Origin of the sequence: Oceanobacillus sojae (assembly GCF_900162665.1) — a bacterium.
GTDB classification, from domain to species: domain Bacteria; phylum Bacillota; class Bacilli; order Bacillales; family Amphibacillaceae; genus Oceanobacillus; species Oceanobacillus sojae_A.
The window spans coordinates 19,129-38,886 of sequence record NZ_LT727812.1; the positions used below are offsets into that span (position 1 = coordinate 19,129).

19 protein-coding genes and 2 pseudogenes are annotated in these 19,758 nt (G+C 38.9%); 15 read left to right on the forward strand and 6 right to left on the reverse strand.

Annotated elements, in window-relative coordinates; genetic code table 11:
- The first annotated feature begins 151 nt into the window (after positions 1-151).
- The gene (locus tag BN1068_RS10965; RefSeq protein ID WP_175637134.1) at positions 152-1,510 is read left to right on the forward strand and encodes an amidase; all 1,359 of its coding nucleotides are present in this window, start codon (positions 152-154) and stop codon (positions 1,508-1,510) included.
- Between the two features lie 384 nt (positions 1,511-1,894).
- Here BN1068_RS10965 and BN1068_RS10970 read toward each other — a convergent pair whose 3' ends face one another.
- The gene (locus BN1068_RS10970; RefSeq protein WP_077602917.1) at positions 1,895-2,770 is read right to left on the reverse strand and encodes a DUF3307 domain-containing protein; all 876 of its coding nucleotides are present in this window, start codon (positions 2,768-2,770) and stop codon (positions 1,895-1,897) included.
- Positions 2,767-3,543, reverse strand: coding sequence for a hypothetical protein (locus BN1068_RS10975; RefSeq protein WP_077602918.1), 777 nt, complete (start codon positions 3,541-3,543; stop codon positions 2,767-2,769). The genes BN1068_RS10970 and BN1068_RS10975 overlap by 4 nt, the downstream gene beginning before the upstream one ends.
- A gap of 576 nt (positions 3,544-4,119) precedes the next feature.
- Here BN1068_RS10975 and BN1068_RS10980 point away from each other — a divergent pair.
- Genes BN1068_RS10980 through BN1068_RS10990 form a run of 3 tightly spaced genes read left to right on the forward strand, consistent with a single transcriptional unit; the run spans position 4,120 to position 6,747 of the window.
- Positions 4,120-4,875 carry a metal ABC transporter ATP-binding protein gene (locus tag BN1068_RS10980; RefSeq protein WP_077602919.1) on the forward strand — a complete coding sequence of 252 codons (756 nt, stop codon included), beginning with the start codon at positions 4,120-4,122 and terminating at the stop codon, positions 4,873-4,875.
- A complete protein-coding gene (locus tag BN1068_RS10985; RefSeq protein WP_175637135.1) occupies positions 4,872-5,738 on the forward strand; it encodes a metal ABC transporter permease in 867 nt (288 codons plus the stop codon). The genes BN1068_RS10980 and BN1068_RS10985 overlap by 4 nt, the downstream gene beginning before the upstream one ends.
- Before the next feature lie 34 nt (positions 5,739-5,772).
- A complete protein-coding gene (locus BN1068_RS10990) occupies positions 5,773-6,747 on the forward strand; it encodes a metal ABC transporter solute-binding protein, Zn/Mn family (protein ID WP_077602920.1) in 975 nt (324 codons plus the stop codon).
- 121 nt (positions 6,748-6,868) lie between these two features.
- On the opposite strand, the gene BN1068_RS10995 is transcribed toward BN1068_RS10990, so the two are convergent.
- Complete coding sequence (locus tag BN1068_RS10995; protein WP_439822978.1) at positions 6,869-8,410, reverse strand: alpha/beta hydrolase family protein; 1,542 nt, start codon at positions 8,408-8,410, stop codon at positions 6,869-6,871.
- Complete coding sequence (locus BN1068_RS24420) at positions 8,388-8,867, reverse strand: TolB family protein (RefSeq protein ID WP_439822979.1); 480 nt, start codon at positions 8,865-8,867, stop codon at positions 8,388-8,390. The genes BN1068_RS10995 and BN1068_RS24420 overlap by 23 nt, the downstream gene beginning before the upstream one ends.
- A 413-nt stretch (positions 8,868-9,280) precedes the next feature.
- On the opposite strand from BN1068_RS24420, the gene BN1068_RS11000 reads away from it, so the two are divergent.
- Positions 9,281-9,997, forward strand: coding sequence for a dihydropteridine reductase (locus BN1068_RS11000; RefSeq protein ID WP_077602921.1), 717 nt, complete (start codon positions 9,281-9,283; stop codon positions 9,995-9,997).
- Positions 9,998-10,165: 168 nt separating this feature from the next.
- Here BN1068_RS11000 and BN1068_RS11005 read toward each other — a convergent pair whose 3' ends face one another.
- Complete coding sequence (locus BN1068_RS11005) at positions 10,166-10,765, reverse strand: TetR/AcrR family transcriptional regulator C-terminal domain-containing protein (protein ID WP_077602922.1); 600 nt, start codon at positions 10,763-10,765, stop codon at positions 10,166-10,168.
- A 118-nt stretch (positions 10,766-10,883) separates the two neighbouring features.
- Between BN1068_RS11005 and BN1068_RS23965 the strand changes: the two genes are divergently transcribed.
- From BN1068_RS23965 to BN1068_RS11045, 10 genes and pseudogenes are all read left to right on the forward strand, one after another.
- The gene (locus BN1068_RS23965) at positions 10,884-11,450 is read left to right on the forward strand and encodes a quinone oxidoreductase family protein (protein WP_254846752.1); all 567 of its coding nucleotides are present in this window, start codon (positions 10,884-10,886) and stop codon (positions 11,448-11,450) included.
- Between the two features lie 60 nt (positions 11,451-11,510).
- Positions 11,511-11,852, forward strand: coding sequence for a hypothetical protein (locus BN1068_RS23970; RefSeq protein ID WP_254846753.1), 342 nt, complete (start codon positions 11,511-11,513; stop codon positions 11,850-11,852).
- Between the two features lie 214 nt (positions 11,853-12,066).
- The gene (locus tag BN1068_RS11015) at positions 12,067-13,371 is read left to right on the forward strand and encodes a Y-family DNA polymerase (protein WP_254846754.1); all 1,305 of its coding nucleotides are present in this window, start codon (positions 12,067-12,069) and stop codon (positions 13,369-13,371) included.
- A gap of 1 nt (position 13,372) precedes the next feature.
- On the forward strand, positions 13,373-13,777 hold the full coding sequence (locus BN1068_RS11020) for a hypothetical protein (RefSeq protein WP_077602923.1): 405 nt from the start codon (positions 13,373-13,375) through the stop codon (positions 13,775-13,777).
- Between the two features lie 407 nt (positions 13,778-14,184).
- Positions 14,185-15,732 (forward strand): multicopper oxidase family protein, encoded by a 1,548-nt coding sequence (locus BN1068_RS11025; RefSeq protein WP_077602924.1) that lies wholly within the window; start codon positions 14,185-14,187, stop codon positions 15,730-15,732.
- Positions 15,733-16,459: 727 nt separating this feature from the next.
- Positions 16,460-16,939, forward strand: a complete 480-nt coding sequence (locus BN1068_RS11030) for a PaaI family thioesterase (RefSeq protein ID WP_077602925.1) — start codon at positions 16,460-16,462, stop codon at positions 16,937-16,939.
- A pseudogene (locus BN1068_RS23975) lies at positions 16,933-17,061 on the forward strand (protein kinase); the annotation flags it as partial. The gene BN1068_RS11030 and the pseudogene BN1068_RS23975, both read left to right, overlap by 7 nt.
- A 249-nt stretch (positions 17,062-17,310) precedes the next feature.
- Entirely contained in the window at positions 17,311-17,898 is a 588-nt protein-coding gene (locus BN1068_RS11035) for a TetR/AcrR family transcriptional regulator (protein ID WP_077602926.1), read from the forward strand.
- A 15-nt stretch (positions 17,899-17,913) separates the two neighbouring features.
- The gene (locus tag BN1068_RS11040) at positions 17,914-18,255 is read left to right on the forward strand and encodes a DUF6220 domain-containing protein (RefSeq protein WP_077602927.1); all 342 of its coding nucleotides are present in this window, start codon (positions 17,914-17,916) and stop codon (positions 18,253-18,255) included.
- 113 nt (positions 18,256-18,368) lie between these two features.
- Positions 18,369-19,004, forward strand: coding sequence for an NAD(P)-dependent oxidoreductase (locus tag BN1068_RS11045; protein ID WP_077602928.1), 636 nt, complete (start codon positions 18,369-18,371; stop codon positions 19,002-19,004).
- Positions 19,005-19,413: 409 nt separating this feature from the next.
- Here BN1068_RS11045 and BN1068_RS11050 read toward each other — a convergent pair.
- Positions 19,414-19,755, reverse strand: a pseudogene (locus BN1068_RS11050) (MerR family transcriptional regulator); the annotation flags it as partial.
- Positions 19,756-19,758: the final 3 nt, after the last annotated feature.

The window sequence follows — 19,758 nt, forward strand, 5'->3', positions numbered from 1 at the left end:
TGTAGAATATAAAAGATCCGAAATAAGTAGAGCAGAAGTAATTATTATTTAATTAAGTGAAGTTTATAGGTAGAAATGATAAAATATAAAGAAGATTTCACTTATTTAAGAAAGCCATTTGTAGATGGAAAAACGTGAAGGAGCTGCATTCATGGTTAAGAAATTTGCTAATTCAATTGAAACAGTTGAAAATCTAATGGAATCTAATGAGATTACTCCTATTGAAGTGATTGAGGAATTCTATGCTCGCATTTTAAAATTAGAGCCCACTATTAAAGCCTTTGCGCATTTAAGAAGTAAAGATGATGTTATCCAAGAGGTAATCTCTAAAATGAATAAAGATAACAGTTCTCAACCTTTACTTGGTATATCTTATGCAGTGAAAGATAATGTTCATGTTGATAGTCTTCCGCTCGAAGCTGGTTCTAAAATTTTGAAAGGATATATTTCAGATAAGAACGCTACTATTATTGAAAGATTGAATAAAGCTGGAGCGATTATGATTGGGAAAGCGGCGATGGCAGAATTTGCCAGTGGTGGCGGCGCACCAAAGACGAAAAATCCGTGGAATTTTGCTCATACTCCCGGTGGGTCTAGTATGGGGTCAGCTTCTGCCTTGTCTTCTGATATGTTGATGTTCTCAATCGGAACTCAGACATCTGGATCAGTTATAAGACCTGCTTCGTATAATGGACTAACAGCTCTTAAACCTACATTTGGACAAATAAGTAAAGCAGGAATTATACCAGCGAGCTGGAGTGTAGATGGTGTTGGTATCTTTACAAAGAATGTTAAAGACCTTAAATATGTCTATAACGAAATTGCAGGCTTTGATATTAAAGACCACTGTACTTACTCCTATAAAGATAAAATACTATATTTAACTGATGGTGATTTATCAAAACGATTTAAGATTGGAATTATAAGTGATGACTATTTTATAGCGACTGATGAAGTGATGACAGCCTTTACTGAAGCAGTACATTTGTTAGAAAGTCAAGGACATTCAATTACTGCAACTTCTATGCCTGCTTCATTTGAACAAGCAAATATAGCTCATGGGATTGTTGTAGATTCTGAAACAGCTTCTTATCACGCTTCATACTTCGACGAGAAAAAAGACTTATTTAGTTCAGAGTTAAGATTTGATATTGAACAGGGTCTTTCATATTCTGCTGTTGATTATCTACAAGCACAAGAAACAAGATGGAAATATAAGTGTGCGTTCAAAAAAGTCTTTGATAAGGTTGATTTGCTTATTACACCAGCTACAACGGAAACTGCTCCAAAGGGTCTAGAGAAAACGGGCTCTCCTAAATTCAATAAGCCTTTCTCTAACGCTGGACTTCCAGTATTAACTTTACCGATTGGATTTTCTGATGAAACAGATTTACCAATAGGTATTCAAATTATCGCAAATTATGATTGTGAGCAGTCACTCGTTGATTTAGGCGAACAACTTCAAACAGAGTTTGATTATCAAAATCAGTCTCCTAATTTAAATGAATAGACTTATACTATAAAAACCGAATAGTTATACATATAGACACTTTAAAATGAGATGTCTATTTTTTTGTCTTTGATAAAAAATGTGAAAGTCAAATTCATAGTAGATAAGAAAGTTGCGAAGAGTTTAGCTAAGGAACTGGGAAAAAGCGCAGAATTTCATGAGCTTTTGAGAATGTAAGGGACAGGAAAATCTGACTAGAGTTTGAATATTTGCAGAGTGAACTCTATGGTCCTTTTTAAACAGTAGATACTCCATTTTATCAGAACTAGTCCAGTTACCTTGTATTTGTCTAAGATGCATATAGAAAGAAACGCATGAGAAAGTATTAACGTATGAGCCTTGTAAGGGAGGCGTGGCTAGAAATAATGACACGCCTATTGGTCCTTACATAAGAACCCTCTGCACAACAAGCCCAAGTACCAGCCCTAAGAAAATAGAAGACAACGTACCTAGCAGGAAGTACTCCGCCCAGTTTCGATCATCTAACTGTTTGAACCGCGCAATGGATTTGGCTGCAATAATAAAAGCAATTGACGGATACGCACCAACCGCTGTTAATATAATCACTAGTAATCTTTCCAGATAGCCGATAAGTTTTCCGTGCGAACGAAGCGGGGTAGAGTAGGTAAAATAATGATATTCCTCTGTAAAACGATTATCTGCTCCCGCGTGAATTTTTTCCTTTCCGGCAGCGATTTGATTTTTTAATGTCAGCTCGCCTTCAAAATTAGCAAATTCAGAAGGCAGGGAGCCGATGATAAATTTTACGATATGCCCGCTGACGCTTGTGGCTAAAATATAAATGATAATCATAAATAATACGGTATGGAATGGATTTAAACTGCTTGTTCCATGCAACAAATCAAAGAGCTCCGCTGTCATTTCTACAGCTGTCATATGAAAGAAAAGGATACAAGCTATGAGTATCATGATGATATGCAAGACTTGATCTGATAGAAAGTATCCAAGTCTTTTTATATTATCCGTTGGGCTTTTGGGAATGGAATCTACTAATTTTATTTTTAACAAATCAATCACAAGATGCGTGAGGATAATAAAGGCAAAGGGCAGGATAAAATAGTAGATTATATGTTGAAATTCATATTGGTATCCCCATATTATCACCAGCGCAATGCCTGTTGTCACCAGATGATGAAGTAAGTGTTTTTTCAAATGTTTTATTTTATTTTGCACCATCTGATCTGTTTGCAGCCAAAAATCAGCAATCAGATGCGCAAGTAACAGCAATAATATAGTCATGACAAACTCCTTTCTTCAGGAAAATAATCATTTAGATGCGTCCTTATATTTTGTCTGATATTTTCCTGCAGTTTATCCGTCTGAACCTGCCAATCTTGTACACCTAATGAATCCAGCACCTTTACAATGTTATAAAAAGCATTCAAAATAAGATGCGTTTTTCCTTGTTTCATATGATGGGATATCGTAGCTGTTGTTCTTCCAAGGTATTCACTTACTTTATTCTGCTGGCCGAGAATGAAATATAAAGAACAGACGAGAGATTGTATTTCGGTTTGTTCATTTATTTGCTCCTGCTTTAAAGTTAAACTGGTATTTATTAGAGTCTCGAACTGCTTGCTGAAAACAGTAAAGCCCTGCTTATCTGATAAATGAGGTAATTTAAAGTGAAATAGTAATCTATTCGATTGTTTTTTCAGATAGTTATTGGCTTCTCTTGCCTGCTTCATTAACGGATGAATCCAGGTTTCTATATTTATTTTGCTGATATCCTCCTGAATATCCCCAAATGCTAAGCCGAAATAGGGCTTATGATCAGGGTACCGCCAAATACGGCTTAGATAGAAAGCAAGAGTATAAGCCGAAGCATAACCGCTGCTTACAACTACCAATTCATCGCCGGCGCGGTGGCTGACCTTTGTGACAACAGTATTCTCTGTCCATTCAGTAATGTAGTTTTTTAATTGCTCCAGGTATTCGCTTAAGTCATTTCCGATATTTTCTTTTGATGAATTACTTATATCCATAATGAAGATGGAGGCTTCATTTGCCATGAAGAAACAGCTCCTTCCTTATCGAATGTAAAATGAAGTTTGATTATATAATCGAATATAACAAAGGTTAGATGATATAGTCAAACTTTATTGAAGTTAGATGTTTTAGACTAACTTAGTAAAGGTATATGCTGTAAATATTTCATAGAAGGGTAAATAATTATTTGAAAAAGAGGGTATATACTAATTCAGGGCTGTCTTATCAGGGATAACTTAAAGCTAAATCTGGTCCTTCTTTGAGCTGATAGAGTACCGGTGCTATTCATAAATGATCAACTAACAACAATGGCGCAGGAAAATGAATAGGGGTTATGTAAATCGGCTAAGATAGAGACAAGAGGATAGCCTTCTCGAAATAGCCTGTTAGCTGAAGAAAGATCTTGTGTTCAAAGTACATAACCGTCAAAGACACATTCCATTTGATAAAAAGTTTCCTCAAGGCAATTAAATTGTTGGCATAAAAATAAAAGGGGTTTATGCTACACAATGTAATCAATTCAATTTAACTGCATCTAAACAAGATATGAAATTTTATAATTAAAACAGAGCTAAATATTAAAAGAAGAAGGGATAAGGATGGAACATAAAAGTATAGCATTTTCAGTCCAGGATTTAACGGTTTCTTACGGTGAACAAACCGCGCTTAAAAATATTAATTTTCAAGTGGAAAAAGGAAAGCTGGTTGGTGTCATTGGACCAAATGGCGCTGGAAAATCAACATTGATGAAAGCATCACTCGGTTTAATTTCAAAAGACCATGGAACCATTGAATTCTATGGTAAGCCCGTCAAGCAAATGCGTGAGAATATTGCTTATATTCCACAGCGTAATAATATTGACTGGGATTTTCCCATTAATGTTCTGGACACAGTAGTGCTTGGAACGTATCCGAAGCTGGGTGTTTTTCATCGTCCGAAGAAAGCGGATAGAAAACGGGCTCAGGCTTGTTTAGCGCAAGTTGGCCTGCAAAAATTCAGTAAACGCCAGATTGGCGAATTATCAGGCGGACAGCAGCAGCGCGTTTTTCTAGCGAGGGCTTTAGCCCAGCAAACAGAAATATTTTTCTTTGATGAGCCTTTTGTTGGCATCGATGCTTCCAGTGAAGAAACGATCATTCATATTTTGAAAAAGTTACGGGATGAAGGGAAAACGGTTATCGTTATTCATCATGATTTATCCAAGGCGCAGGAGTATTTTGATGACTTGGTCCTGATTAACCAGGACCTTATCGAGGCCGGACCGGCAGCTTCTGTTTTGACACCAGAGGCGCTCGGTAAAGCGTATAAATCGCAGCTTCCATTCTTGCAATCAGAGGAGGCGGATGAATCATGAGTATTATGGAGTTTATTTCAGAAATTATAGATTATGGTTTCGTGCAAAAGGCGCTATTTACATCCGTTATGGTCGGTATTATTTGTGGCATTGTCGGCTGTTTTATTGTTCTGCGGGGATTGGCACTGATGGGAGATGCGATTTCGCACGCAGTACTTCCAGGTGTTGCGATTTCTTTTCTGCTTGATATCAATTTCTTTTATGGAGCTGTTGCAGCAGGAATTTTAACGGCCCTTGGAATAGGCTATGTCAATCAAAACAGCCGTATCAAGAGTGACTCATCCATTGGCATTGTTTTCACTGCCTTTCTGGCCCTGGGAGTCCTTCTTATAAGGTACGCGCACAGCGGCGTGAATTTAGACAGTATTTTATTCGGAAGCTTAACATCTGTTCAGACATCCGATATGTGGATGACATTGATTGTTGGAGCTATCGTGCTGCTGGTTGTGGTTCTATTCTATAAAGAATTGCTTATATCTACATTCGATCCGACCATGGCGGCGGCATATGGTTTGCCAACAAAACTGATCCATTATATGCTGATGATTCTTTTGACATTGGTTACTGTTGCTTCGATGCAAACTGTCGGTGTCGTGTTGGTTGTAGCACTGTTAATTACACCTGCATCGACAGCATATCTGTTAACAAACCGGCTGTGGGTTATGCTGATATTATCAGCAGCCTTTGGTGTCATTTCTTCGCTTGCAGGGCTGTACTTCAGCTTTGCATATGACCTGGACTCAGGTGCTGTAATCGTGCTTACATCGTTTCTTTTATTTGCCTTCATTTTCTTCTTTTCGCCAAAGCAGGGAGTCTTGTGGCGCGCTATTCGCTCAAAACGTAAGCGGAATGCTGCGAGTTAAATGATGATAGGGAAAATAAAAAGGAGATAAGAAAATGAGAATGAAAAAATTTTTAACATTACTATTGGCAGGTGTTATGGCAACATTTCTATTAACCGCTTGCGGCAGTGACGGAGAAAAGGATAATGAAACAGCTGACAGCAATGGAGATGATGAAAAACTCCAAGTGGTAGGAGACTTTACCATTGTGTCTGATATTGCTGAAAAGGTAGGCGGAGACCGTGTGGAGGTTTATAATGTGATCCCAAAAGGGAAAGAGCCCCATGGGTGGGATCCGTCTCCTAAAGACACGAAAAGTACGGCAGATGCAGATGTTCTTTTCTACTTTGGATGGAATCTGGAGGGCCTGGATGGCGACAAAAATAACTGGGTTTATAAGATGTTGCATGCAGCTGATAAAGATAAAGACGATGAAAATGTCTTTGCGCTCTCCGATGGAATAGATCAGCTAGAGCTTGGTACCAAGGAATTTGCAGGAACGCCCAATCCGCATGGTTTTAATACTCCGAAGAACGGGATTAAGATGGTGGAAAATGCCCGGGATGCTTATATAGAAATCGATCCGGAATATAAAGAGGTTTATGAAGAAAATGCTGAAAAGCTTTTAAATGAACTGAAGGACCTTGATCAGCAATATGAGGAAAAAATCGGCGGCATTCCAGAAGAAGATCGTATCCTGATGAGCAGTGAAAGATCCTTTCAATATATAGCGGATCAATACGGATTAAAGGAAGGTTTTATTTGGGAGCGTGATGGAGAAAGTGAAGGTACTCCAGAGCAGATTATCAATGCTATCAATTTTGTGGAAGAAAATGAACCGAAAGCTTTGTTTGTTGAGTACACAAGTGATAAGAGACCAATGAATACGGTATCGGATGAAACCGGAGTTCCTATTGCCGGTTCACTTTACTCAGAAGATTTAGGCGAAGAAGACAGCTATGTTGACTACCTGCGACACAACCTGATGACCATTGTGGACGGACTCAATCCGGATCATCAAGATGATTAGTTCCATCCATTTTTATAGAAATTGTCCAACGAAAACCGCGGTATAGATTTTTATACCGCGGTTTTCGTTGGAATAAAGGCTTCTTTATTTGGAAACGTTCGCTTTACAGGAAAGGAAAAACCTAATATACCCGGTCTTCACCCCGCTCCTCATCTAAAATATGATAAGCAAACCAATCCAGATTTTGTTTGAGAATAGCGCGGTGGATACCCGGCTTGTTTGAACCATGCAGCATGTCTTTGAAAATGACCAGCTCGGTTTCTACACCGACATCCTTCAAGCCGCGATAGAGTTCATAGGCATTCGGAACAGGAACACGGGGGTCCTTTTCACCGTGCTGAATCAAGGTTGGCGTTGAAGCATTGTTAATATAAGTCATGGGCGAGGTCTTGCGATAGATTTCCTCATCATTCCACGGGGTATCTCCTAAATAGTAGCGTGTAAAATGAGTAATATCCGTATTGACATAATAAGTCATCCAGTTGGAAATACCAGCTCCGACCGAAATGGCTTTAAACCGGTCGCTGTAGGTTGCGCAAAAGGCAGATATATAGCCGCCCTGGCTCCAGCCCAGGATGCCGACTTTTTCCGGATCTGCTACCTTGCTGTCAACCAAAAAGTCAACTCCGGAAATAATATCTTGATAGTCTCCCAGCCCCAGCTTCCGGAAATTTGCCGAGCGAAAGGCTTCTCCATAGCCGGCGCTGCCCCTGTAATTAGGCTCCAGAACAACAAACCCTTTCTCTACAAATTGTTCGATTGGCTGATATCTATTTGTGGTCGGGGTTGCGAATGATATGCCGGTTGGGCCGCCATGAACGGCAAGTACAAGCGGATAGGTCTTTGATTCATCGTAATCCGCCGGTTTTGATAATATGCCTTCAATTTCCAATCCATCTTCTGTTTTCCAGGAAATAATTTCTTTTTTACTTTTCTTTTTTCCTTCGTAAAGCTTATATTGCTTGGTCAGCTGTTTATTATCAAGATATACTTCAGCAGCTGCTTGTGAAGTTGCCTTAACATATGCAGTATGCCTGCCATCCGACGTAATAGCCGGGTAAGTCACCACTATGTCAGATGAATCAACAAGCGGCGTTAATATACCATCTTCTGTAATAAGTCCGGTCATGTAATTGGTTCTTTCCAGCCAGGTAATGTGAATACCGTTTTTAGTCCAGCGGACAGGAGAAATATTTTCATCGATATCCAGTGGGAGCTGTTTGATCTGTTTCGTTTTTAAATCATAGATTTCCAGCATAACGTTTGCGTATATTTTTTTCTGTGTAAGGCGGCTATAGCAAATTTTTGACCCATCATAGGAAAATAGAACAGGTCCCGCTTGTAAAGGGCTGATATCTAATTTTACAAATTCATTGGTTTCCAGGTCCAACAAATAAGTTTCCTGATTTAACAGGTCAATAAACCTGGGAGTAGGGGCAGAGCTAAAGACAATCTTCCGGCTGTCTGGGGAAATATCAAAATAATAAATATATCTGTCCAGCGATTCCGTCAATGGTGTAATTGCCTTATCTTTTTTATTCTCATCGTTTTCGTCCGCCGCTTCCCTTAAATCTTTTGGCAGCTTGTCCAGCGCTTTGGCATGCTGTTTCCCTTTATCAAGATTCAGAAAGTACAATGCATTATAATGAAAATCTTGATCCACAAAATTCTCCGTACATGTCACTGCGGCTTTTCAGTTTATCCGGTTCAGGACGCTTTGCGGTGAAGAAAAGGCCTTTACCGTCTGGAGCCCATTTAAAATAATCAATAGTATGCTCGGCATGAGAAATCTGTATTGCTGCTGTTTCCTCGCCCGTTTGGATAAAAATCTGCTTTGTTTTTTTGCCGTCTTCACCAGCTGTGCTGAGAAAAGCAAGGGTTTGCCCATCCGGTGACCAGCATGGGTGTGTACTTTCATTTTCACCTATTGTTAAGGGATAATTTTTATCGGTATGTTTATCATAAATCCAGACATGCTGAGGATATGTATTGTTGTCCCAGTCCGTTGTGCTTTTTACATAAGCTACACGCTGTCCATCCTCGCTGATGGCAACATCCTGGAATGTTGGTAAAGCTATTATTTCTTCTATCGTTAAATAATTTGCATGGCTATTGGGCATAAGTATACTCCTTTCAGATTACTGTTTAATAGTTTTATTTTTTGAATTGATCATTCTCTGCGGGCGAAGTTTGCTGTAAAAGATTTTCGGTAGATTTCCTGTGCCCATACGGATAACTGACCAATTTTGGAAGGGTTTTCAATATATTGATAATAATCCTGTTTTTTTACAATTTCAAGTATTTTAAAAATATCAACGGTTATTTAATTGTCAGTTTAGGAAAGGGGAACTTTTTATTGCAAGAAAACCGGACTGCCAGGATATTGACTAACCCAAAAATCGCTATCTGAATCATCGGTAAATTTAAATTACATAAATTTACTAAAATAATCAATTCATTTAATTGAGAATTATTATCACTTATTGTATAGTAGATAATAACGATAAATAATATGGAGTGAGGAGAATATATAATGAAAATATACTGGACTAAAATAAACGAGATTATCGATGAAACCCCTGAGGTTAAAACATATATGCTCGAGTGCCCGGAAGATTATACATGGGAAGAGGGTTCCCACATTCATCTTGCACTGGAGGGTTTCAATGCCGGAGAGAAACCAAATCGCAGTCTGATTCGCCATATGTCGATTTCCACTTTACCGCATGAAAATTTAATCGGTATCACAACGCGTATCAAAGAGCAGTGCTCTGAATTTAAAACGATTTTAAGAGAGATGGAAGTTGGCCAGGAAGTTGCTGTATTTAAAACGCATACGAATGTACCGCTTAAAAGAGAAGACAGAAATGTGTATCTGCTGTCAGCAGGAGTAGGTCTGGCAACCTTCAGACCACTTGTCCTTGATTATTTCGAGCGTGCGGACAATGTCAATCAAATTCATTCCCTGAACATTGATTCATCAAGAGATTTCCTATTCACTAATATTTTTGAACCCGCACCTGACAAGAAATTTACATCACAGTTCGTAGATAATCGTAAAGATTATTATGAAGAAGTGAAAAATCTTGCTGAAGATAAGGATGGGCTCTTTTATGTTGTCGGCAGTGATGAATTCCTGGCGCAGAACATTGAAGTATTGCGTGAGCAGGGCATCAAGCCGGAACAGATTATGCTCGATAAGCATGAAGGACAACGTGCTGAATTTTTACCATCTGATGTTTCTATTTAAGTAAGATAAATCAACATTAAATAATGACCCATAAATGATAGAAAAGCTGCGTTTAGTATAATACTGAATGCAGCTTTTTTTCTGTAATTAGACAGAAGATAGACGTGTGAAGAGAAAGGTTTTCTTTTCCCGATAATACAGACAGTATCATCATCTAAATCAAATCGATTAATCAATAATCATTCGCAGCCCATCATTAAAAAGGTCATCAATTGTCTTTCCTGCTGAAAAATATTCATCAATACCTGCTGTCAGTGTAGGGTGCTCCCGATTAAACGATTCCATATGAAGCTCCTGCATCTCCTTTTCAGTGATCCTCGTTTGTTCTTCAATAACATGGCCGAAAGTAAAACGGGTTGCGGTTAAAATGATCAAACGTGATTGGCGCAAGTCTACTCCTGCATTCACCAGGGCTTTCATGGCAGTCTCGGATAAATCTGCCATCGTTAATGAAAGGTGTGCCCCTGCAACGACACGTCCTCCGTCGGTATACGCGAGCATTGCTTTTCGTAAATGATTGAACATATTAAGCAGCCAATCTTGCCAGGATTCTTCCTTTTCCCGCTCTTTTAAATCATGAAATTCTGTCTGCAGAATAGCTTCAGCCATTTCATTCACCAAAGCATGTTTATTTTTAAAATGCCAATATAATGCTGGAGCTTGGACATTTAATCTGCTTGCCAGCTTTCTTAGCGTAACTCCTTCAAGCCCGCTTTCATTAAGCAGCTCTAAAGCTTCCTTTATAATTTGTTGTTTTTTTAGCGCCATGGTGTGCTCCTTCCTTCAACTGTATGTGCTCTTGACAGTATATCATAAAAGGAGTATAAGTTTACTTAACACCGTTAAATTTAACGGTGTTAAATAAACTTATACAGGAGGTTTTATCATGAAGGCAGCCGTACTGCACAAATTTGGGGAAATGCCCCGTTATGAAGATTTCGTAGATCCGTCTCCAGAAAAAGATGAAGTTTTAATCCATGTGAAAGCTGTAGCTCTTGAAAATGTCGATCAGATGATAGCAAGAGGGGAGCATTTTGCAAGCCGTCAATTTCTTTCCGAATTACCAGCTATCGTCGGACTTAGAGGGGTGGGCGAGCGTCCTGATGGAAAATTGGTTGGATTTTCAGGTACAAAGTCTCCGTATGGCGCCATGGCAGAAAAAGCAGTTGTCCCTAAAGAATCTGCAGTCCTGGTTCCTGATGGAGTCAGCGCCGAAGAAGCAGTTGCTCTTCCGCCTGCTGCATTGACTTCACTTTTTCCGCTTAAATGGGGAGCGAAGATGAAGCCTGGGGAGACCGTGCTTATAAACGGTGCTACCGGGATTGCGGGTAAGCTTGCTGTTCAAATCGCAAAACTCCTTGGCGCAGGGCGCGTCATCGGCACCGGCCGGAACGAGGAATCTTTGCAGCGAGTCAAGGAATTGGGCGCAGATACAGTGTTGAACCTTAAATAGTCTGAAGATAATTTATCCGCATCCTTTAAAAAGGAGGTAGGTGAAGGAATAGATATTATTTTGGATTTTTTATGGGGGCCTCCAACAGAGATACTCCTAAAATCGATCGTACCAAAAGAAATAAGCTTAAATGGACGTCGTACTCACCTTGTCCAAATAGGGGAAAAGGCAGGATCAGATCTCAAGCTTCCCGCAAGTGCTTTACGGACCTCTGGTCTTGAAATTTCCGGAGGCGCTGCAGGTATAACTCCTGCATTCATACAAGAGGGAACAAACCTGATATGGAAATGGCTAAAAGAAGATAAACTTCATATGGACATGGAAAGCGTTTTGCTTCAAGATATTGAAAATGTCTGGAACCGTGCCGATTTTCAAGGGAAAAGGGTTGTAATTCATCCTTAAGGATTATATTAACAAGGGAGAAACAAGGAACAAAGATACGTATGTATTCATTTAATTATGTCGAACAGGCATATTTACTTTAAAAATTAAAAGCATTTACTCTCCCTCCGATTTTTCCTTTCCATATATTAACACGCCTATTTCATCTTGACTGCACGAATATAAGTTCGTATAATTTAAGTACAAACATACATTCGTGTCAGGAGAGAGTATGATGAAAAATATAATGATGGCGGATTACTCTAATGAACCGCGCCGGGATATTATGTGCATCGATGTCAAATCATTTTTTGCAAGCGCAGAAGCTGCTGCACGCAAGCAGCATCCTTTAAAAGCGCGGATTGCGGTTGTATCGAAACCGGATAATCAGGGTGGTTTAGTTTTAGCCTCTTCTCCTCTGGTAAAAAAAGAATACGGCGTTAAAACCGGAACAAGGATTTACGAGATCCCGCGTCACGCAAATATAGAAATTGTTGAGCCACGTATGGCGTTGTATTTGGAAAAGAACCTAGAAATATTACGTATTTTTAAACGGTATGTTACGAAAGAGGATTTGCTTGTTTATTCGATCGATGAGTCGTTTCTTGATGTGACTAAATCAAGAAAGCTTTTCGGCAGCACGCATGAGATAGCGAAGAAAATCCAGCGTGATGTATGGCGAGAATTAGGCTTAGTACTGACAGTGGGGATAGGGGATAATCCTCTTTTAGCAAAATTAGCGCTTGATCATCAGGCAAAACACGACGAAAAGCGTGGCTTTGTTGGTGAATGGCGTTACGAGGATGTGCCTCATAAAGTATGGAAAATTGAACCGTTGGCCGATTTCTGGGGAATCGGCCAGAAAACAGAAGCAAATTTAAATCGGTTAGGTATCAGAAATATTTATGATTTGTCTCAATACAGTATTGATAAATTAAAGGAAAGGTTCGGAGTCATTGGAGAACAGCTTTTTTGTCATGCACATGGGATCGACCGGACGCGGTTATCGGATAGTTACAAACCTAAAAGCACATCATTCAGCAGAAATCAGATATTAAACAGAGACTATACAGTGAAACATGATGTGGAGACGGTTATTCGGGAAATGACAGACGAGAATGCAGCAAGATTAAGAAAATACAATCTAATGACCGGTGTCGTAAAGCTGTATATTGGATATTCCAGAGATGTAGTACAAGGTGGATTCAGTCATCAGATGAAGATTGAGCCTACCGATTCCTCAAAAAAATTGAAAGAGTATATGCTGCTTATCTTTCATAAGTATTATAAAGAAAACACACCTGTAAGGACGGTTAACGTCACCTTTGGAAAATTTCAACCGAAGCAATTATTGCAGCTGGATTTATTTGAACCGCCAGAAGAAGCGATAGAAAATGAAGAGCTGGACAGGACGATTGATTTTGTCAGAGAAAAGTATGGTTATACTTCGTTGCTGCATGCCTCCAGCTTACTTGACGGCGGAATGGCGAGATACCGTGCGAAATTGCTTGGCGGTCACCGATCTGGAAAGGAAGAATGATATGGAGCAAATATCGATAACGCACTTCACACCTGAAAAAATTGGATATAAAGACAGAGGTATTATGAAATGGTTAGGGATGATGCTATCAGACCATTCCGAAGCACTGAAAAAAGAAGAAGTGGATGATCAGCTTATACAAGTGAAAGCAAAAGAAAAGATGGACGAAGAAGAAATAGCCAGTGTGTTGTATCAAGCTTTTGTAACCGATTCTCCGGTTTTAATTCAAGCAAATGTGATAAGAAACGGAAATTACTATAAAGACTTAGAGTGTAAGATATCCGGGTATGTTGAGAATCGGATCTATTTATTTTTAAAAGATGGGCGGGCAACCAGCTGTACGCTGGAGGAAATAAGGAATGTGGAGATGATGAATTTACTTGATTGGTGCAAAAAAAGAAAATAATAAAAAGGACTTCTCGATTTTTTAGCCTGGAATCATTGCCGAAGTTCCATATTAGCAACGAAAGACGCTAAGCATTTTGTTATATTCACCCTAATTAATTTAGCTTTTAGGTACATCTGCCTTTCCTTTTTTGCATATAGTTACATTTACTATTCATAGAGGAGGTTCAAAAAGCCCAATAAAAATGACACGGCGATAAGAGGATCTTCTACTAAGAACACCCACGTCGTGTGGGTAACGTAGAAGCCACCGCCTCCTGCGGAAGTGCGTTGACTAGATTTTTCCGATACTCACGTATTATAAAGCATACGCTCCGTTCGTAAAAATCTAGTCGCCTTGAACTTCTTGGTCTTTTTTACCGGGCTTTTTGAACACACACTCTCAAGAAAGAAATGGGGTGAATACAAATGCGTCGCAAACTAGAAAAATTTGTTGATCCGCTTCCAGAAATACGGCTTCTGAAGCCTTATAAGAAAAACAAGGATGGAGCGCATTACGAAATGACGATGAAGCAATTCAGGAAGAAATTACATCGGGATTTACCAGCAACAACCTTATGGGGATATAATGGTCAATTTCCCGGACCGATAATTGAAGCAAATCGAGATGAGCCCGTTCACGTAACATGGCTGAATCAACTGCCAAATAAACATCTGCTCCCGGTTGATTTATCGATTCATGGACTCGATCAAATGCCCGCTGTACGCACCGTGGTACATCTGCATGGTATTGAGACAAAATCAGACAGTGATGGGCATCCAGAAGCATGGTATACAAATAACTTCCGGGAAACTGGACCTGCCTTTTCGAGAAAAACATTCACGTATCCGAACCATCAGCGTGGAAGTTTGCTTTGGTATCATGATCATGCGATGGGGATTACACGATTGAATGTATATGCAGGACTTGCAGGGATGTATATTTTGCGGGATAAACAGGAGGAAGCTTTAAACCTGCCAGCAGAGGACTATGAGATTCCGCTTATGATTACAGACCGGAGTTTTAACGACGATGGTTCATTATTTTATCCATCACAGCCTGATGATGCAGCCGTTAATCTGCCAAACCCCTCTATTTTGCCTGCCTTCAATGGAGATACGATATTAGTTAATGGAAAGATATGGCCTTACTTGGAGGTTGAACCAAGAAAATACCGCTTTCGGATTTTGAATGCTTCAAATACAAGGTCTTATCGATTACAGCTTGATTCCAACACCTTATTCCAACAAATCGGGTCTGATGGCGGTCTGCTTAGATGTACCGTCGAAATGGAGGAAATCAGTTTCCAGCCGGCAGAACGAATTGATGTCATTATTGATTTTTCGAAAGCAGCCGGTCAATCCATCACCTTAAAAAATGATTTAGGAGAAGATGCTGATCCTAATGACGAAACTGGGGAGATTATGCAATTTCGCGTTACGAAGTCCTTAAAAAATAAGGATAGCAGTCATTTGCCTTCCGCCTTATCTGTTATTCCTTCATTAAAGCAAAATAACGTTTCTGCCATCCGCTATTTAAAGTTAGTCGGTTCTTCTGATGAATTTGATCGTCCATTACTGCTTTTAAATAATAAACATTGGTATGATCCGGTTACAGAAAATCCGCAGCTTGGGTCAACAGAGATTTGGGGATTTACAAATACAACAAACTTTTCTCATCCAATTCACATTCATCTGGTTCAATTTCAGGTGCTGGAGCATCAGCCATTCGATCTGGAGCAATATAATATAGATGGAAAAATTATATTTACAGGACCGCCTCAACCGCCGGCAGCAAATAACCGCGGCTGGAAAGACACCATCGAGGCGCCTGCAGCTAACATTACCAGAGTAATTGCCAAATTTGCACCATATAGCGGAGAGTTTGTGTGGCACTGCCATATTTTGGAGCATGAGGATTATGATATGATGCGGCCTTATATTGTAGTAGATGAAGACGAATATGACGAAAAGTAATGCTGAATTTATACAGGAAAAGAGCTGGAATTGATTCAGCTCTTTTTTGAGGTATTACATAAAATGAAACACCGGTGTATCGTTTAATTGGAAAACGGACTTCAGTGAGAAGAGTTTTTTCTGCCTAATAAAATTTCCATTTTACAGATTTTCCGAACGAGAAAGCCCACTTCTTTAGAGGTGGGATGTGTGATGAGGTAATTTTAAAGTTTTAAATAAAATGCATCCCTTTTTTATAGAAAAAGGAAACCCTTGATTCTGTTGATATAGATTTATGCAATGATGGATGGAACAATTTTATAGAACGGCATCATTGTGAAATCGAACGATTAAAACAGTCAACAAGTAAAACAATACGTTGGTTTGTCGTTTAATACAAACCTGATTGGTCCTGATAACGACCAGGAGAAGCGGAACGACAAGCACACAAGAAGTCTTTTAAGGCTGGCTTGGTGAAGTGCCTTGCAAACTCGCAATACGTCCGTTAATGTTTTAAGAGAATATATACCAGTATTTCAGTGGAAACTCTTTCTTTATAGAAAGATCAGGACGCTGTTAAGAAGTGTATTAGTACCTTAGAACCCCATTGCTTTAGCTGTGGGAGTTGTCAGTAAGAAATTATTGTGCATCAGGAAGAACTTATATAATAGTTATAGTACAATGGAATAAAGCGCTTACTTATAATGCAATAGATTTATCTAAGCTGATTATGCGAGGAGGATGAATAATGGAAGAAAAAATTGAAAAAGCAATACAGGATATCTACCCAGATGATTTCGCCTGGTGCTATGGATGCGGCAGATTGAATAAAGACGGTCATCACCTGCGAACCGGGTGGCAGGGAGATAAAACGGTGACGATCTTTACACCTGAATCAAAGTATATGGGAATCCCGGGTTTTATTTATGGTGGAATGATAGCTTCCTTAATGGATTGTCATGGTTCAGGATCCGCTGCACTTGCTTTACACCGCAAGAATGGTCATGAAATCGGTGATGGAGCTGAACCGCCCCGGTTTGTTACCGCTTCCCTTAATGTGGAATTCCTCAAGCCGACGCCACAGGAGGTTCCGCTGAAAGCAATTGGAACGGTGGAAGAAATCCATCCAAAAAGATGGAAGGTACATACAGAAATATTTGCAGATGATGTTCTCTGTGCCCGCGGTGAGGTAGAGCTTGTTGTTATGCCCAGTACGTTTTTAAAATAATATTTGAATACAGTTTAATGCATATGTACTGGGATAAAGAAAAGCTGACCGAGGACCAGATAAGAATAATGAACCATTTTCGAATACGGATTGAACGAAAGCATTCTTTTTTTGAAAACTAATAACAATGTAACACCTCTATTAAAGCGGAAGATTAGTTAATAAAACCAGTTAGTTGAACGGTAACGTTGTAAAAAAGCAGGGGAAAGAATACTTCATGCTAATGCTGATTAAAACATTACCGAAAAACAACTGGTTTATAACTAACTTTAAATTAATACATTGACTTTATCTGCAGGGAAAGATAAAATATAATCAATAAAATGTTAGTTACTAATAACACACATTTTTAAAAAGATGGAGGTAGCGTTATGCCGAAGAATAAATTAAGTACATCCGACCGGATATTACAATCCGCACTTCAATTAATGAAGGAAAAAGGATTTCATCTAGTGACCATTAAAGAAATTGCAGACGCAGCGAATGTAAGCGAAATGACGGTTTTTCGTCACTTTGAAACAAAAAAAGGTGTCCTGGAGGCAGCAATTGAAAGAAATACGGTTGTTCCCGGGTTCAAGCAAACGTTTGATAATAACATTGTTTGGAATTTGGAAAAAGATTTGCTGCAGATAGCCCATTTATACCTTGATCTTATGAAACGTTATGAATCTATTTGTTTAATTGCTGTTCAGGAAAGAGCATCGATGCCTGAATTAGTGGATCTGGTGTCTGACAACACAGAGCAATTAAAAAGGTATATCACAACGTATTTTAATTCCATGCAGGAGGAGGGGAAGATGAAACAAACAGATTCCTATACGCAGGCCTCGATATTTTTAACGACCTTGTTCAGTTATTTTATTTCTAATGCATTATGGAAAGAAAAATTTATCACTGTAGCAAAGGAGGAGTTTATAAAAAATAGTGTACAAACATTTTGTTATGGACTTCAACCGTAAAGGAGGTGTTTCAAATTGGCGGACTCCAATAGTAGAGTTTACTATTCCAGACAAGTGTTTCTTGTTTTAGCCTGGATATATGCTGTTTGTATTGTTGCTCAAACGCTTCTTGCCGGCATGGCGCTTTTTAATAACTATGCGTATTGGGGATACCATACAACCTTTGTTATCTGGTTTCAATTTATCCCAATTCTTATGCTAATGCTTGCTTTTACAGGGCAGCTTTCTAGGAAGATTCGCTGGAAGGTTGCTGGTTTATTCCTTCTTATTGTACCGCTCCAATACGTGAGTGTTCATGTACCTGTAATAGGAGCAGTGCATCCAGTCACTCCATTAATTCTTTTTTGGCTATCATAAAACAAGCACGCAGAGCATAATGGCAGGGAAGGAACATTAATTGTTCAACAAAAAATTTTTATAACAAATGTTAGTTATAACTAACTAACAAATAGTGTTGGAAGGTGTGTAATATGAAAGTTGCAGTTTTTGGAGCCACTGGTGATACAGGAATTCCATTAGTAAAGCAATTACTTCTGCAAGGTCATGAAGTAACAGCAATCGTACGAAACCCGGAAAAGTTAGAATTATCGGGACCACGGCTGAAGGTTGTAAAAGGTGATGTTTTAAATCCAGCTTCAATAGAAGGGAATCTGGCTGGCAAAGATGCTGTTCTATCCGTTCTTGGCGGAAATCATCGTCAGCCGACAACCGTTTATTCGAAAGGTATGGAAAATATAATAAAAGAAATGGGGGAATCAGGAGTTAACCGGCTGATTTGCTTATCTGCTGAAACACTTAAATCAAAGGAAGAATCTTCGTTTACAGAGCGTATCCTTGTAAAAGTTTTATGGAGAATATTTCACAATTTATATAGCGATATGCAGCGTATGGAAGAAGAAATTTATCAGAGTACAGTGGATTGGACCATTATCCGGCCGCCTTATCTGACAAATGGTGCTCCAAAAGGGAGTTATCGTATAAGCTTTGATAAACCGGTTAAGAAAGGGAAGGGGCGTATAACACGGGCAGATTTGGCTGCGTCTATAGTAGATCAATTGAAAAATCCAGATTCTGTCCATAGTGTTGCTTATGTTTGCGCTAAGTAGAATTTCATTAATAAAATGTACCTTTTAAAAAATACCAGGCCGCCCTTGCCTGGTATTTTGATTTTATTCAAAAAAAACTCTTTAATAAACCTTAAGGCTATTAAGTAAGAGATAAAAAATAAGAAGCCTGCGGTATATATGCAGAAGAATAAAGATAATTAATGATGTAAGATATATAATTACAGAAACAGAAATTCCAGTTTTAGATGAGAAACAAATAGAAGAAGATATTAATCCTAACCGGCATCAGAAAGCAAAATGAAAAAATATAATTGATTTTGAAACAATTCTAACCTTTTATTCGTGTTAGGAGTAGATTTCATTTATACATTTAATTTATTTAGTGTGTCATTCTGCAGCATTTTCTAATCACCTGGGTCATCCACTCCCGAAAATGATTAAACATACATTAGTCCATAGAAATTTCAGTTTCATCTTTTTTATGAATAACTTCTGTCCCTGCTTCCAGGGCTGTCTTGTAATACCAACATTTATGCTTGATGACTTCCATCGTCTTTTTCATTTTTTCCAGCTGTGCTTCTACTGCAGCTTCTCGTTCGATAAACATGTCATATCTTTGTTGCAACGTGGAATCTCCCTCAGAAATCCAATCAATAAATGTTTTAATTTCCTTAATAGGCATCCCTGTATCCTTTAGACATTCAATGACATTTAAAGTTTGGATATCGGATTCTTTAAACACTCTTGTCCCGCTAGCAGTACGTTTTACAAAAGGCATAAGTCCATTCTCACT

Excerpts from the sequence above, each read along its gene's own strand:
- BN1068_RS11035 (WP_077602926.1), top strand. The coding sequence starts at position 17,311 with ATGCCGAAGAATAAATTAAGTACATCCGACCGGATATTACAATCCGCA.
- BN1068_RS24420 (WP_439822979.1), bottom strand. The coding sequence starts at position 8,867 with ATGCCCAATAGCCATGCAAATTATTTAACGATAGAAGAAATAATAGCT.
- BN1068_RS10970 (WP_077602917.1), bottom strand. The coding sequence starts at position 2,770 with ATGACTATATTATTGCTGTTACTTGCGCATCTGATTGCTGATTTTTGG.
- BN1068_RS10965 (WP_175637134.1), top strand. The coding sequence starts at position 152 with ATGGTTAAGAAATTTGCTAATTCAATTGAAACAGTTGAAAATCTAATG.
- BN1068_RS10980 (WP_077602919.1), top strand. The coding sequence starts at position 4,120 with ATGGAACATAAAAGTATAGCATTTTCAGTCCAGGATTTAACGGTTTCT.
- BN1068_RS11030 (WP_077602925.1), top strand. The coding sequence starts at position 16,460 with ATGGAAGAAAAAATTGAAAAAGCAATACAGGATATCTACCCAGATGAT.
- BN1068_RS11005 (WP_077602922.1), bottom strand. The coding sequence starts at position 10,765 with ATGGCGCTAAAAAAACAACAAATTATAAAGGAAGCTTTAGAGCTGCTT.
- BN1068_RS10990 (WP_077602920.1), top strand. The coding sequence starts at position 5,773 with ATGAGAATGAAAAAATTTTTAACATTACTATTGGCAGGTGTTATGGCA.
- BN1068_RS23965 (WP_254846752.1), top strand. The coding sequence starts at position 10,884 with ATGAAGGCAGCCGTACTGCACAAATTTGGGGAAATGCCCCGTTATGAA.
- BN1068_RS10975 (WP_077602918.1), bottom strand. The coding sequence starts at position 3,543 with ATGGCAAATGAAGCCTCCATCTTCATTATGGATATAAGTAATTCATCA.
- BN1068_RS11000 (WP_077602921.1), top strand. The coding sequence starts at position 9,281 with ATGAAAATATACTGGACTAAAATAAACGAGATTATCGATGAAACCCCT.
- BN1068_RS11025 (WP_077602924.1), top strand. The coding sequence starts at position 14,185 with ATGCGTCGCAAACTAGAAAAATTTGTTGATCCGCTTCCAGAAATACGG.
- BN1068_RS11015 (WP_254846754.1), top strand. The coding sequence starts at position 12,067 with ATGAAAAATATAATGATGGCGGATTACTCTAATGAACCGCGCCGGGAT.
- BN1068_RS11045 (WP_077602928.1), top strand. The coding sequence starts at position 18,369 with ATGAAAGTTGCAGTTTTTGGAGCCACTGGTGATACAGGAATTCCATTA.
- BN1068_RS10985 (WP_175637135.1), top strand. The coding sequence starts at position 4,872 with ATGAGTATTATGGAGTTTATTTCAGAAATTATAGATTATGGTTTCGTG.
- BN1068_RS11020 (WP_077602923.1), top strand. The coding sequence starts at position 13,373 with ATGGAGCAAATATCGATAACGCACTTCACACCTGAAAAAATTGGATAT.